The organism is Cytobacillus spongiae (genome assembly GCF_021390075.1).
This window is the reverse complement of sequence record NZ_CP089997.1, coordinates 762,444-777,750: the sequence shown is the minus strand read 5'-3', so window position 1 is coordinate 777,750 and position 15,307 is coordinate 762,444. Positions and strand designations below refer to the sequence as shown.

Here is a 15,307-nt window from a genome sequence, read left to right as displayed (position 1 = left end):
AGAAAAACCCAAGCATAGATATAGGCGCTTGGGTTTCTTCCTATTCTTTTATACCGTTGAGTGTTGATTTTTAATTACCTGCTCCTCGGTATCTTTTTACACCTTCATTCCATAGGAGGACAGCTGCTACAAAGAAAATTATGCCAATAAAAGGAGTTAAAAAAGCATATATATACCACTCTTCTTTTCCTAGGAAATAGGCAGAGGGGTACACTCCAACAAAAGCAAAAGGAAGAATCCACGTGAGCACAAACCGAATGATTTTATTATAAATATCAACTGGGTATCGACCATAATTTCCGATGTTATACATCATCGGCATAATTGATGTTCTTGCATCTGCCCAAAAGCTGACACAAGCAAGCATAATAAAGATTCCCGCATACACTAGCACCCCACCTAAAACAAAGATAAGAAATATCAACGGATCATACCAATGAAGTTCTAACCCTAAAAGGCTACCAGCATAGGCCATAACAGCAATTCCTGTAATCGTTCCAAACAAGGATTCAAGTTCCATACGTTCTAATATCACTTGAAACAAGCTATGAACGGGGCGCGTAAGGATCCGGTCAAGTTCTCCTTTTACAATATATCTCTCGTTAAAATCCCATATATTAAAGAATGAAGTAAATACCGCATAGGGGACTAGGAAAAAACCGTAGATAAATATGATTTCTTCTCTGTTCCATCCACTCAGAAAATTGGTATGACCAAAGACAACGAGGATAAATATCAAGTTCACGGCTTGAAATAATAAATCTGAAATCACTTCGACAAACAAATCCGCTCGGTATTGAAGGCGGGTTTTCATATATTGGGCGACATAGTGAAAAAAGATATGAACATAAAACATACTCGTCACCCTCCTTGTATAACCAGTTGTTTTTTAGCGATATTCCAAAGAAATTGAATCGGGATAAAGAGGATAATAACCCAAACCCCTTGCAATATAATGGCTTCCAGCGCTTCAGCTTCAGAAAATCCATTAGTAAAAATCATACTCGGCACATAGCTGATCCCTTGAAATGGCAAAAAGCGAAATACTTCCTGAGCCCATAAAGGAAAGAAGCTAATTGGAAGCAGTAACCCTGAAAATAGATCAATGACCATTCGCTTCGCACGGATCAGCCCGGTATTATTATATAAGAAGAAAGTTGTAATCCCAGTAAGTAAATTAATCTGTGTATTAATTAAGAAGCTAAGCAAAATCGATAAGCTAAACAATCCCCATGTGGACAAATCGGACGAAATCCTTAGCGGGAAAAGGAATGAAACAATGACCATACCAGGAACAGAGAAGAAAAGCAGTCTGAAAACCCCTTCCCCCAGACCCTGCATCGTTTTCATTCCCAAATAATTATAGGGACGAATCAATTCAACAGCCACTTTTCCTTCCTTAATTTCCGCCGCCATCTCACGATCAATATTATTAAAATAAAAAGCCCTTGCCATCCACGCAACGGCAACATATGTTGTCATTTGAATAACGGACAGCCCTTCGATTTCTTCCTTCCCGCCATATATGGCTTTCCATAAAAAATAGTACGCACCAATGTTAATACTATAAATAAGAATGCCTGTATAATAATTGGTTCGGTAAGCAAGCATCATTAAGAAGCGAATCCGAATCATTTCAATATATTTTTCCAATAGATTTCACCTCTTACACAGCACCTTTATCATAAATATTGCGAATGATTTCTTCCGTTGACGTTTCTTTGATTTTGATGTCCTTGATTTTAAATGCTGCTACTACCTTCGCAATTAACGTCGATATCGTTTCATCATCATCCTCTGTCAATGCTTGATATACTTGCCCTTTTTCTCCTTTTTCCCATTTCACATCAAGACCCTTTGTAAGAGCTATAAGACCTAGTAATTCGACAGGTTCTAAAAATTCAAATTGAATGGCTTTTCCTTCTCCCCACTTTTCCTTCAAGCTTTGTAAAGCGCCATCGTAAATGATTTTCCCTTCATCTAGCATGACCACCCGCTCACAAAGGGCTTCAATATCGGAAAGATCATGTGTGGTAAGTAAAATAGTTGTGTTGTACTTCGCGTTAATTTCTTTTAAAAATTCTCTAATTTTCAGCTTTACCAATACATCCAACCCAATAGTAGGTTCATCTAGAAACAATAATGGTGGATTATGAATAAGTGACGCCGCCAGCTCGCAGCGCATCCGTTGCCCTAATGATAGCTTTCGAACGGGCTTATCCAATAATGGCTCAATATCTAACGTTCGAATGACATGACCCATATGTTCGTTATACTGTTCATCAGACACTTTATACACTTTTTTTAATAATCGGAATGACTCTTGAACAGCAATGTCCCACCATAGCTGCGATCGCTGACCGAATACAACACCAATCGTCTGAACAAAGCGCTCTCTGTCTTGATGCGGATTCATTCCGTTAACCGTAACTTCACCAGCTGTAGGTGTGAGAATACCCGTGAGCATTTTAATCGTCGTCGATTTTCCTGCTCCATTTTCACCTATATAGCCAACCATTTCTCCCTGCTTCACTTGAAAGCTAATATCATTAACCGCAGGTACAATTTTATAATTACGCGTAAAGAGGTCACGAAAAGCACCCTTCAATCCTTCTCTACTTGAATAGGACTGAAACTCCTTACGTAAGTCCTTTACAACTATTGCATCCTCCATGTTGTTCTCCTCCTAGTTTCCATGCACTAACAAATTAGTTTATCGAAACAATTAGCACAACTCAACTTTGATGCACCCATCTTAAAAAATTCGTACAATAGGCTTCTTCTCTGAAAACATGATAGAATAATACTTGCAATTAATCCTAAGGAGGATCGTTATGCAATTCACTAATTCTGAACGATTACATACAGAAGCATCAGAACATATTGTAGGGGGAGTAAACAGCCCTTCGAGATCTTATAAAGCTGTTGGCGGGGGAGCCCCTGTCGTCATGGAGCGAGCACAAGGAGCCTATTTTTGGGATGTAGATGGCAATCAATACATTGATTATTTAGCAGCCTATGGTCCAATTATAACAGGTCATGCTCACCCACATATTACAGAAGCCATTAAGAAAGCAGCTGAAACAGGTATTCTTTATGGTACACCCACTCCACATGAAGTGAAATTTGCCAAAATGTTAAAAGATGCAATGCCAGGCCTTGAAAAGGTACGCTTTGTAAACTCTGGAACAGAAGCGGTCATGACAACGATTCGTGTCGCACGTGCCTATACAGGAAGAGATAAAATCATTAAATTCGCTGGATGTTACCACGGTCATTCAGACCTCGTTCTTGTTGCGGCCGGTTCAGGGCCCTCTACATTAGGTACACCAGACTCAGCTGGCGTCCCAAAGAGCATCGCTCAAGAAGTGATTACTGTACCATTTAACGATATCGAACCATTTAAAGAAGCACTTGAAAAATGGGGAGATCAAATTGCGGCTGTACTCGTTGAACCGATTGTTGGAAACTTTGGGATTGTTGAGCCATTTTCAGGGTTTCTAGAACAGGTAAACGAGCTTACCCACCAAGCAGGTGCCCTCGTTATTTATGACGAGGTTATTACCGCCTTCCGGTTTATGTATGGCGGAGCACAGGATATGCTTGGAATCCAACCCGATTTAACCGCTATGGGGAAAATCATTGGTGGCGGCCTTCCAATTGGTGCCTATGGCGGCAAAAAAGAAATCATGGAGAAAGTCGCACCCCTCGGTCCAGCATATCAAGCAGGAACAATGGCAGGGAACCCCGCTTCCATCTTAGCAGGAATAGCTTGTTTAGAAGTATTAAAACAAGATGGTGTTTATGATTATTTAGATCGATTAGGAGCTATGCTTGAAGAAGGAATTTCTCAATCTGCTCTAAAGCATCAAATCCCTATTACGATCAATCGTCTAAAAGGTGCACTGACCATCTACTTTACTACTGAAAAGGTAGTCAATTACGAACAAGCAGAGAATACAGACGGAGACATGTTTGCTAAATTCTTTAAACTCATGCTACACCAAGGTATTAACTTAGCACCTTCTAAATATGAAGCATGGTTTGTGACGATTGCTCATACTCAAGAAGACATTGAATCCACCCTCCAAGCAGTTGACCATGCATTTGAAGCACTGAAAACAGAATAAATATTCATTTTTTATACAACCTGAGTCACTTGCATAGACTCAGGTTTTTATATCATCACTTATGAAAACGTTTACATTATAGGTTTTATTAGAGATAGAAACAAACTCTCACCCCAATTACCCATCCAACTTTTTGTATATTTAATTGATTTCAGAAAATTCTTATGATATGATGTAACTACTACTTTTGAAAAAAATCCATATATTCATTACACATCAATAGTAAACCATTCGTCTTTCCACATTATTTTCTTAAATCCATTCTTTTCGAATTTTATATAGGAGGTGAAACGGCTGAGAGGGAATTCCCCTTGTTGAAGCCGATCGTTATGACACAACCTTGGAGTCCTTCAAAGTTTTCAGAGTTTTACCGCGAGGAACATGATGCTTGCGGAATTGTTTCGTGTATGGAGAAAAAGAACATCCCCACTCGAGAGAATATTTTCAGCTGTATTGATGCGCTTGTCACGATGAACCACCGTGCTGGTTTTATTAATGGAGAAGGGGATGGAGTTGGTATTCACATCGATATCCCTAAAGCATTATGGAGAGAAAAATTAACACAGGTAGGAGTTAATCCTGCATTCGTTGATCAATCTGGCTTTGTTGTCGGTCATGTATTTATCTCTCGTAAAGCAAATGTCTCAGAGATCCAAACAGATATCCTCTCCATGCTTGAAGCTGCTGGTCTAGCTGTTCAATTTCAGGCAACTGATGTAACGAACTCTTCTGCCCTTGGTCCAATTGCTATTCAGGAGAATCCAGTATTTTGGCAGTTCGCTTGTGTATCCTCTGAAGAATCACAAGTCCTTTCAAAAAAACTATTTGAATTGACGATTGAGTTCGAAAAAAATCTAGCTGTTCATGTCGCTTCTCTTAGCTCCCATCACGCAGTTTATAAAGTAATGGGTGCTGGTGATATTCTACCAAAATATTATCACGACTTAGCGAGCCCACTCGTAGCATCAACGATGACACTTGGGCATAACCGCTATTCTACAAATACATTATCGAGTTTTTTCCGTGTACAACCTTTTAGTATCCTTGGGCACAATGGGGAAATTAATACGATCGCCAAGCTTCGCGATGAGGCTAAGATGCTTGGTGTACCACTTGTAAAAGATGGAAGCGATTCACAGGACCTTAGCCGTACACTTGAGACGTTTATTTGTCGAGACGGTTTATCTTTGTTCGAAGCAATGGATATTATGTTCCCGCCAATTATTAATGAAATCAAGTCCTACTCGGAACATTTACAAGACTTATATACTTATATGCGTGAGGCTTGGGGGCATTTTGCCCAAGGACCAGCCGGGATCATCTCCCGTTTCGGTGACGAAGCCGTATTTAGCGTGGATGCCCTCGGTTTAAGACCATTATGGATGCTTGAAACTGAAAGCTCTTATTTATTTTCCTCTGAGCCTGGAATCATTCCATCTACTGAATATATCAATGATCCAAAGCCTTTAGCTCCTGGAGAAAAGGTTGGCTTAAAGTGGAATAACGATACTCTTGAAGTGTTCGAGCATTCTAGCTACCAGCAAGAAGTTTACAGTCGTTTTTCACAACGAGTAGACGTGACAAATACGCGAAAAAACCTCGTTGCACCAGCATTAGACAAGATTATCACGATGACATACCCTACTAAAATTCATAATGGACAATATAAATCCTTTGGCTGGGAACGAGACCATGTTCAGCTCGTTGAACAAATGGCGGACAAAGGAATCGAGCCGATTCGATCCCTTGGCCATGATGCACCGTTAGCCGCTTTAAATACAGAACGAAAGAACATTGCTGATTTCATAAAAGAAAGTGTAGCAGTCGTTACCAACCCTGCGATTGACCGAGATCGAGAAACCGAGCACTTCTCTACAAGAACGATTATTGGGAAACGCCCTTCCCTTTTGGAGAATAAAGAAACGAACTCACCGATTCTTGAACTCACGTCTCCTATCCTACTAGAAGGCAAGCATGGCTATGATTCTTCATTACAGCTTGCTCAGCCAAGCTACGATCAAGTACTACAAGTGTTCCAAGCAGATAATCTAGTAAGCTATATTTCTAGTACATTTAAACAAAACGAATCCATCAAAGATGCATTAACGCGCATTTCAAATCAAACGATTGAGGAAGTGAAAGCTGGTAAAACGCTCATCGTATTAGATGATGGAAAAGCTCATCAGCACGATCATTTCTTTATTGATCCGCATCTGGTAATTTCAGCTGTAGATCAAGCACTTGTTGAGGAGGAACTTAGAAGAGAATGTTCCCTATTATTACGTTCAGCTGCGATTAGATCTCTCCATGATTTGATTGTCGCATTTGGATTAGGTGCAGATATCCTAAGCCCTTATTATATGTTCACAACCGTATTAGACGAATCTACCGAGCCATTAGTGAACCTCTATAGTGCTTTAACAAAAGGATTAGAGAAGGTCATTTCCACAATTGGGATTCATGAGCTTAGAGGGTACGGCCGTCTCTTCTCTTCTATCGGATTAAATGAAGAAGTTGCTGATTATGTAAAAACTGTAAACTTCTTTGGTTCAAAAGAGCTCAAATATAATTTTCAAATGATGAAGGAAGATGCCTTTTTGCGTGCAGAGGATTTCCACAACGAGAAAGAACGCATTGGGAAAACCTTTCACCTCTTCCCGCGTATCTGGAAGGCCATCGGAGAGGTTGCCCAATCAGGAGATTATGCTGGTTATCGTGAAAAAATTACTGAGCAGGAAGACCAAAATCCTACAACCATTCGCCATTTAACCGGTATTCGCAAAGCCAACCGTGCTCTTTCACCAGATGATGTGAATTTATCAGTTGGCGAACATAGTTATCCATTTGTTATTGCTTCGATGTCATTCGGTTCACAGAATGAAATTGCTTTTAGAGCATATGCTGAAGGAGCTAATCGTCTGAATATGATTAGCTTAAATGGCGAAGGTGGAGAAATGAAGGATATGCTCGGAAAATATCCAAAAACAAGAGGCCAACAAATTGCGTCCGGCCGTTTTGGTGTAAATGCTGAGCTGTTGAACTCTTCCAACCTATTAGAGATCAAAATTGGGCAAGGGGCAAAGCCAGGGGAAGGCGGACACCTACCAGGATCAAAGGTAACTGCCAAAATAGCAGAAGCTCGAAATGCTACGATTGGTTCCGATTTAATTTCGCCATCTAATAACCATGATATCTATTCAATTGAAGACTTAGCCCAAATGATCCATGAATTGAAAACAGCTAATGATAAAGCAAAAGTAGCGGTTAAGGTACCTGTCGTTCCGAACATCGGTACGATCGCTGTCGGAATTGCCAAAGCTGGAGCAGATATTATAACATTAAGTGGATTTGATGGCGGAACTGGTGCCGCACGAATTCACGCAATCCAAAACGTCGGACTCCCTGTTGAAATAGGAATTAAAGCCGCACACAATGCATTATTGGAAGCAGGTCTTCGCGATGGGGTTGAGCTTTGGGCTGACGGCGGAATTAAGAGTGTATCAGATGTATTAAAAGTGATGTTACTTGGTGCAAACCGAATTGGGTTTGGAACCCTATCTATGCTTGCCATTGGATGTACTACCTGCAGGGGCTGTCATTTAGATACATGTCATGTTGGTATCGCTACACAAATTGATTCAGAAGCTCAAGCAAAAGAACATGGGTTACGACGATTTGTTCCGCGTCAATATGATCTTGCCGTACAAGGGATCGTTAATCTATTCACTGCCTTCGCTAACGAACTGAAGCAATTAGCAGCGGAAGCGGGTATTAAGAATCTTCAACAAGCAGTTGGGCGCTCCGACCTTCTTGAGCAAATAAAAGGCAACGATCAATTAGACCTGTCCTATCTATTAAAAACACTCGACATCGGTCAATTGCATCAACAGGATGCTACTGCTTCCATTCATGAAGCGAAATTGCAGCTTGCTGTAGGAGCAGAATATTTAGACTCTGAAGTGGAAACTTTACACGAATCTCGCGAATTCCACCGCATTACTTCGGAACAGCGTGTATTAGGGAGTCGCGTCTCTTGCCACCGTGTGCGCGGTCGTCTAGACGGATCTTATCAATCATTAGCACCTGTTGAATTAAAATATATGAACGGGTCTATTCCTGGAAACGGACTAGGAGCTTATAATAGCAGAGGAATTGATATAGAAGTAAGCGGTGGTGCCCAAGATGGTGTTGGAAAAACAGCATTTGGCGGCAAAATTGCTATCTTTAAATCTCCTGGAAAGGATGGAAAGCTCTATAATGGTTCTGTCGGAAAAGGCTTTGGCTATGGGGCACAACAAGGCTTGCTAATCGCTCAAGGAAATGCGGATGCACGAGCAGGAATTCGACTTTCTGGAGCTGATATGATAATCGGTGGTCAACTAAAGAAACCACTTCCTAACGCAGAGCATGGCAATATTGGTGCGAATGCCAATATTAAAGGTTTCGCTTTTGAATATATGACCAACGGACGAGGACTTGTTCTTGGAGATCCAGGCCCATGGATTTGCGCAGGAATGACAGGAGGTACTGTCTATCTTCGCCACCAGCCTGAAATGGGCTTAACAAAGGAAGCCTTGCAGCGAAGAATCGCAAAAGGAGCTAAGGTATCGGTAAATCCTCTTTCAGAGAAAGGAATCGCGGATATTACAGAGCTTCTTGAAAGCTATATCCAGCTTCTAGAACTTCAACAGCAACAAACGGAAGCGGCTGAATTAAGGTCCTTGCTAGTGGCTCCTGAAAAGAACTTCCTTCAAGTCGTCCCAGTTAAAGAACAAGCAGATCCTTCCGTTTCAACGGAGTGAGAAGTTTTAACACTAAGAGAGGCATCGGTTATTGCAACCGGTGCCTTATATTTTGAACAAAAGGGACCAGGAACACTCTTAGGTCCTTTTATCATTCTATTAATTAATAAGAATGGATGAGAGAATGGTGATTTCCGCTCCAAGCACTTGCTTCACGGGGGTCCTCGTCCATGGCCTGGGGTCTTATCTGTAACAATATTCCCCAAGAGTCACTTCCATCACCTAATTTGGCTTTTAAAATTTAATTATAAAAAATCGTTTCGTATAGCTGAGAAAAAAATCAACAGCTACTTTAATCCTACCTTGAAGAATATATTAATGTACTAATTGATAGATTTTCATTTTTCACAATGGGAAAGTGTCTCATTGTTACTTTCATCACTTCCACCCTATGAAGTAACGAAAAATAGCTCTTGAACTTCCCAATTAATCCATGTATAGTACAATATTGTTTAACAAATACTCAATCGGTTAAAAGTATGTATAATAGTGAACACGTATATGAATATAATAGTTTAGAAAACCTTTGTCATTAGTTATTTATTTGTAGGAAAGGATTATATCCGTATGAAGCTTGGTGCCCGCATTTTAAAAACGGGAGTCGCAATTATGTTAGCCTTGTTTTTGGCTAAACTCTTTCAATTACCAACCCCTGTCTTTGCTGGAATTGCTGCGATTTTCGCTTTACAACCAACTATTTATCGCTCCTATCTTTCCATAATCGAGCAGATTCAAGGGAATATCTTTGGAGCAATTATTGCAGTTGTGTTTGTCCTGTTATTAGGGAACAGTGTCATTACCATTGGTGTTGCAGCTATCGTTCTCATTATCTTAAATCTTAAGCTAAAAATTGAAAACACCATTCCCCTATCACTTGTAACGCTAATTGCCATAATGGAAACACCTGGAGATACATTTATCCAATTTGCGTTAATTCGCTTTTCAACCATTATTCTAGGTGTATTGTCTGCTTTTATTGTCAATCTCGTCTTTTTACCACCTAAATATGAAACAAAATTATTTTATAAAATATCGGACGTTACCGAAGAGATTACGAAATGGATAAGGTTAAATACAAGACATGCCTCTGAACATATGCTATTGAAAAATGATATTGAAAAACTAAAAGATAGTCTGATTAAAGTAGAACAGCTATATCTTATGTACAAGGAAGAACGGAACTACTTTAAGAGAAATGATTCTGTTAAAGCTCGAAAGCTCGTGATCTACCGCCAGATGATTTCTACTTCAAAGAAAGCTCTAGATACATTGAAGAGACTCCATAGGTATGAGCATGAGCTAAGCCATACATCAGATGAGTTTCAACAGACCATTCAACATCAATTAGATGGTTTAATTAGCCACCATGAACAGGTCATGCTTGTATTTGTTGGAAAAATCAAACCAAAGACTCCTATAGAAGAACAAAGTCAGTGTATAAACAGAGAGAATTTGTTCAACTTATTCTTAACACAACAAAATCAATTAAATGAAGAAGATGAAACATGCTTGTATCACAGCATGCAGGTTGTATCTGCCATCATTGAATACGACGAGCACGTAGAACATTTAGACCTTCTTGTTAATAGCTTTCACTCCTATCACCAAGAAGAAAACGAAGTCGTGTTGGAAGAAGAAGAATAACCATATCCATACTAGGAGTTGGGACATAACTATACGACTCCTTCTCAAAGACGAACAATGACTTTTTTTAAATAGTTAGGTTGTAAAAACAAGTTCGTTCCACTGCGCTGCAGACACGTGCTTTCCGCAGGGAGGAAGCTGAGCCTCCTCCCTGCGCTTTGGTGTCTCAGCCCTTCCTCTATTTCCCTTAGAAGTAGAGTGTCTTCCGCTCCATTCCACTATTTTTATAAATTTGTTTTCCAAACAAACAAAAATACCCAAACTAGTAAAAGGAGATTACTCCTGATTGTTCTGAAATATCATTGACTGATACACTTATGTCCCAGCCTCTATTCATATTTTTATACAAGAAGATCCTTCCCAATTAGTCAGATATCCCCCACATTTAATATAGATACCGACCTTCTTTTTTCCTGCTTCTAAAGAACTAATATTCACATTCTTTTACACTCTATTAACCTTTTTCAGGAACAAAAATGGTAAGATGAGTTGTAACTACTTTCTACAATTTACGACAAAAACCAACAAAGTTAGGGGAAAAAGGAATGATAAAAAAGGGGAATAAAAGTAAGTCAACTGGCACGAATAGCTTACTGGTTAAGATGCTTTCTGCTTTCGTGCCTCTTACTCTAATCGCCATGCTTTCAGTTTCAACTATAAGCCTATATGTTGCCTATCAAAATATTGCAACAGATTCTAAGGTTTGGCTAAAGACCTATGCAGAAGAAATGTTAAAGGAGATTCAAAGGGAATTTATCGGACATCAACGGTTAGCAGAAACGATTAGTGAAACGGTTGGGGTCAATGGGTTATCAATGACGGCAAAGGAATATGAAGAACTGCTAAAAAGACAAGTCCAATTGAATGAGTCAACTTCTGGCAGTGGGGTTTGGTTTGAACCAAACACATATGACCAAGCAATTAAATACTTCGGGCCATATGTTTATAAAGACGGGGACCAATTAATCTATACAGAAGAGTATGGGACAGATGAATACGACTATCCGAAACAGCCCTGGTACACGATTGGCAAAGAAGGAATCGCTTGGACTGATCCTTATTACGATGAAACAACTGACATTACGATGGTGACCACAACTGTTCCGATTAAAAATAGTGCAGACAAATTTATTGGAACGGTAACGGCTGATATTAACCTACAAACGATTAAAGAAAAGGTTCAATCAATTAAGGTGAAGGAATCTGGCTTTGCATTTTTAATCGATAATAACGGCTTCTTCATCTCCCATCCTGATGAAGATAAAATTATGAAAACGAAGCTCGAGGACGATCAAGAACTTGGAGAGCTATCAAAGAGCTTTAGCCATTCCAATGGACAGGTCCAGCTGTCCACATCTAGTGAAACTATGAATATCTATTATTTAACCATCCCTGAAACAGGTTGGAAACTAGCGGTTGCAGTTCCTCAAATTGAGCTATATGCATCCCTGTACAATTTAGCTGTTAAAGTACTTGCAGCTACAATTGTAGTGCTTATCCTTGTCATTTCATTTATCTATTTCTTTAGTAAAAAGCATACGAAGGAAATCAACATTATTAATTCAGCAATGGAAAAATTAGCAGCTGGTGACCTAACCTCCAAGGCAACCGTAAAATCGAAGGATGAACTAGGAAACCTTGCCCATCGGTTAAATGAGACAGTCGATACGATTAAGAAAATGGTCTTATCAATCTATGAAAATGCTCATACACTTGCATCTACTTCTGCACAGTTAAGCGTCTCTTCAGAGGAGACAAATAAAGCTATTCATGAGGTAGCTACTTCCATTCAATACGCAGCTCAAATCACAAATGATGAAGTGCAGCAAATGGCTACTCTAATGCAAGTATATGAGGAAGTTTCAGAACTTGTCGGGATGATCGCTCAAGATGTTCAAAAGCTGCAAGGAAGCACAGATGAAACCAATCTACTTGCAAAAGAAGGAAATGAGTCGATTCTAAGCTTTATTCAAAATATGAAAACAATTGAAAATACAGGAGATCTTGTATCGACTCGAATCAACGGTTTAAGCAAGACAAGTGAACAAATTGAAGGAATGATTAACCTTATTGACGAAATTGCTGATCAAACAAATTTACTTGCATTAAACGCTAGTATTGAAGCAGCTAGAGCAGGCGAGCATGGAAAAGGCTTTGCTGTAGTGGCTGAAGAGGTTAGAAAGCTGGCAAACGAATCACGTGATGCTTCTTCGAATATTAAAGATCTCATTCATGAAGTTCAAAGTCATATCAATGGGGTTGTTGTTCAAATGGATGACAATATGAAGGCGATTAAAGATGGCATTATTCAGGTTGAGGAATCTGGTGAGAAATTTAATACTATTTCGACTAATGTTCAGACAGTTGTTGCAACATCTCACCAAACAAGTAAAGGCATCCAGGATATAGAACAGCATATGCATAAGCTTCAGGAAATTGTTCAAGAAGTTAACCATTTGATTGAAAAAACAAATGACTACATTCAGCATGTTTCAGCTGCTTCAGAGGAACAATCTGCATCAGTAGATGAAATTACGTCATCCTCTGAACTACTATCACAACGAGCACTCGACCTCGAAGCAAACGTTTCGAAGTTTAAGTTGGATTAACAAAACCTGATTTTTCAAGTATATAGCATACATTCTATATGAAAACCGTTGAGTGTTGTGAAAGGAGCTTGCGACGAGACTCACCGTCAGACCCGCTGAAGGCCGAGTGCCTGTAACTGAAATCAAAACCCTGATTTCATACCACAATAAATAAGGAGCACCTTTTGAAAAATTAAGCAGCTGAGTTATTTCAGCTGCTTTTTTGTCTTTATCTCATATTAATTTTTCATGCGCGGGTCTAACGCATCCCTTAACCCGTCCCCCATGAGGTTAAACCCTAAGACCGTTAGCATGATCGCGATTCCTGGGAATATCATCGTCCACGGAGCTTGAATCAGAAATGACTTTGAATCAGCAAGCATTTTACCCCACTCTGGGTTTGGTGCTGCCGCTCCTAAGCCGAGGAACCCTAACGCTGCCGCTTCAATAATAGCCGTCGCGATTGCTAGTGTACCTTGTACAATGATTGGTGCCATACTGTTTGGAAGGACGTGTTGAAAGAGAATTCGCCGATTCTTCATTCCGATTGCTTTCGCCGCCATGATATATTCCTCCTCCTTCACACTTAAAACCTTCGAACGAATTAACCTTCCAAAGTTCGGAACATTAATAATTGCGATCGCAATCAAGGCATTTTGTAAGGATGGCCCTAGAACAGCTACAATCCCAATCGCTAAGAGAATACTAGGAAAAGCAAGCATAATATCAAAAAACCTTGAAATAATCGTATCTACCCACTTGCCATAGTACCCTGCTACAATTCCAAGGAAGCAACCTACTACCATTGAGCCTATAACAGACAACAGTCCTACCCATAACGATATTCTAGCACCGAAAATGACACGTGAGAAAATATCTCTTCCAAAATCATCTGTTCCAAACCAATGCTCACTCGATGGGGCTTGCAAGCGGTCAGCAAGCTTCTGCTCATTAATTCCTTCTGGAGCGATGAGTGGTGCACAAATCGCTAATGTAATAAAAAATATTACGATAAATGCCCCAACGACAGCTAATTTATTTTTCCTAAATGTTCTCCAAGCTTCAAGCCAAGGAGAAACTACTACATCTTTTTGTACGACTTCATTCTTAATCGCCTCCAACGTTTCTCCTCCTTTATTGATACTTGATTCTAGGATCAATTGCCGCATATAGTAGGTCGACAACAAGGTTAATCATGACAAAAATAAGGGCAATGATAAGGATGCCTGATTGAATAACAGGATAATCACGATAATTGATGGCATCGTATATATAGCGCCCTATCCCTGGCCAACTAAAAATCGTCTCTGTCAAAATGGCGCCACCTAACAATAAACCCGTTTGTAACCCTATGACCGTCAGCACTGGAATGATTGCATTCTTCAAAGAATGCTTGTAAACTACCCAGAACATTCTTAGTCCCTTTGCTCGAGCTGTTCGGATAAAGTCGGAGCGCATTACCTCAAGCATCGTTGAACGGGTGATTCGCGCAATAATGGCCATCGGAATGGTAGCAAGTGCAAAGCTTGGCAGAACCAAATGCTTTACCACATCCCATGTTTGTTCAAACTTTCCTTGTAAAAGGGTATCAATGACATACAAGTGTGTGATAGCTTCTACTGGATTTCTAACATTTTCACGACCAGAAGTTGGCAGCCATTCTAAGTTAATCGCAAATACCCATTGCTCCATTAGCCCTAACCAAAAGATCGGCATGGATACACCAACTAGTGCAAACACCATTGCTACATAATCAAACCAAGAATTTTGAAACCAAGCACTAATAATTCCTGCGTTAACCCCAATCACGATTGCGATAAACATCGCGCAAAAAGATAACTCCATTGTCGCCGCTAAATAGGGCCATATTTCTTCACTAATAGCTGCTTTTGTCTTTAACGATTCCCCTAAATCTCCAGTCAACAATCCCCCTAAATAGTGAAAGTACTGTGTATACCAAGGCTGATCTAAGCCAAGCTCCCTCGTCAGCTGGGCAATTGCTTCTTTCGTTGCAAGCTGCCCTAAAATAATCTGTGCAGGGTCACCAGGAATTGCGCGGATCATGAAAAATACAATCAGCGATAACCCGAAAAGGACCGGCACGAGCATAAATAACCTTCTAAATGTATAGGCAAGCAAATCG

General features: G+C 39.9%; 9 protein-coding genes. 4 read left to right on the top strand and 5 right to left on the bottom strand.

Translation table 11 applies throughout. The features are described 5' to 3' along the window. Positions 1 to 70: 70 nt before the first annotated feature. Genes LS684_RS04030 through LS684_RS04020 form a run of 3 tightly spaced genes read right to left on the bottom strand, consistent with a single transcriptional unit; the run spans position 71 to position 2,674 of the window. Complete coding sequence (locus tag LS684_RS04030; protein ID WP_233810172.1) at positions 71 to 856, bottom strand: ABC transporter permease; 786 nt, start codon at positions 854 to 856, stop codon at positions 71 to 73. Positions 857 to 861: 5 nt separating this feature from the next. Further along, complete coding sequence (locus tag LS684_RS04025; protein ID WP_233810170.1) at positions 862 to 1,653, bottom strand: ABC transporter permease; 792 nt, start codon at positions 1,651 to 1,653, stop codon at positions 862 to 864. Positions 1,654 to 1,666: 13 nt separating this feature from the next. Beyond that, entirely contained in the window at positions 1,667 to 2,674 is a 1,008-nt protein-coding gene (locus LS684_RS04020; RefSeq protein ID WP_233810168.1) for an ABC transporter ATP-binding protein, read from the bottom strand. A gap of 160 nt (positions 2,675 to 2,834) precedes the next feature. Between LS684_RS04020 and LS684_RS04015 the strand changes: the two genes are divergently transcribed. From LS684_RS04015 to LS684_RS04000, 4 genes are all read left to right on the top strand, one after another. Next, complete coding sequence (locus tag LS684_RS04015) at positions 2,835 to 4,130, top strand: glutamate-1-semialdehyde 2,1-aminomutase (protein WP_284701580.1); 1,296 nt, start codon at positions 2,835 to 2,837, stop codon at positions 4,128 to 4,130. A 329-nt stretch (positions 4,131 to 4,459) separates the two neighbouring features. Continuing rightward, positions 4,460 to 8,932, top strand: a complete 4,473-nt coding sequence (locus LS684_RS04010; RefSeq protein WP_233811538.1) for a glutamate synthase-related protein — start codon at positions 4,460 to 4,462, stop codon at positions 8,930 to 8,932. Between the two features lie 567 nt (positions 8,933 to 9,499). After that, on the top strand, positions 9,500 to 10,576 hold the full coding sequence (locus LS684_RS04005; protein WP_233810166.1) for an FUSC family protein: 1,077 nt from the start codon (positions 9,500 to 9,502) through the stop codon (positions 10,574 to 10,576). A 545-nt stretch (positions 10,577 to 11,121) separates the two neighbouring features. After that, positions 11,122 to 13,185: a methyl-accepting chemotaxis protein gene (locus LS684_RS04000; protein WP_233810164.1), complete on the top strand. Its 2,064-nt coding sequence runs from the start codon at positions 11,122 to 11,124 to the stop codon at positions 13,183 to 13,185. A gap of 218 nt (positions 13,186 to 13,403) precedes the next feature. On the opposite strand, the gene LS684_RS03995 is transcribed toward LS684_RS04000, so the two are convergent. Next, positions 13,404 to 14,333: an ABC transporter permease gene (locus tag LS684_RS03995; RefSeq protein ID WP_233810162.1), complete on the bottom strand. Its 930-nt coding sequence runs from the start codon at positions 14,331 to 14,333 to the stop codon at positions 13,404 to 13,406. Further along, positions 14,299 to 15,303, bottom strand: coding sequence for an ABC transporter permease (locus tag LS684_RS03990; protein WP_233810160.1), 1,005 nt, complete (start codon positions 15,301 to 15,303; stop codon positions 14,299 to 14,301). The genes LS684_RS03995 and LS684_RS03990 overlap by 35 nt, the downstream gene beginning before the upstream one ends. Positions 15,304 to 15,307 lie beyond the last annotated feature (4 nt).

Excerpts from the sequence above, each read along its gene's own strand:
- LS684_RS04030 (WP_233810172.1), bottom strand. The coding sequence starts at position 856 with ATGTTTTATGTTCATATCTTTTTTCACTATGTCGCCCAATATATGAAA.
- LS684_RS04020 (WP_233810168.1), bottom strand. The coding sequence starts at position 2,674 with ATGGAGGATGCAATAGTTGTAAAGGACTTACGTAAGGAGTTTCAGTCC.
- LS684_RS04015 (WP_284701580.1), top strand. The coding sequence starts at position 2,835 with ATGCAATTCACTAATTCTGAACGATTACATACAGAAGCATCAGAACAT.
- LS684_RS04010 (WP_233811538.1), top strand. The coding sequence starts at position 4,460 with ATGACACAACCTTGGAGTCCTTCAAAGTTTTCAGAGTTTTACCGCGAG.
- LS684_RS04005 (WP_233810166.1), top strand. The coding sequence starts at position 9,500 with ATGAAGCTTGGTGCCCGCATTTTAAAAACGGGAGTCGCAATTATGTTA.
- LS684_RS04000 (WP_233810164.1), top strand. The coding sequence starts at position 11,122 with ATGATAAAAAAGGGGAATAAAAGTAAGTCAACTGGCACGAATAGCTTA.
- LS684_RS03995 (WP_233810162.1), bottom strand. The coding sequence starts at position 14,333 with ATGCGGCAATTGATCCTAGAATCAAGTATCAATAAAGGAGGAGAAACG.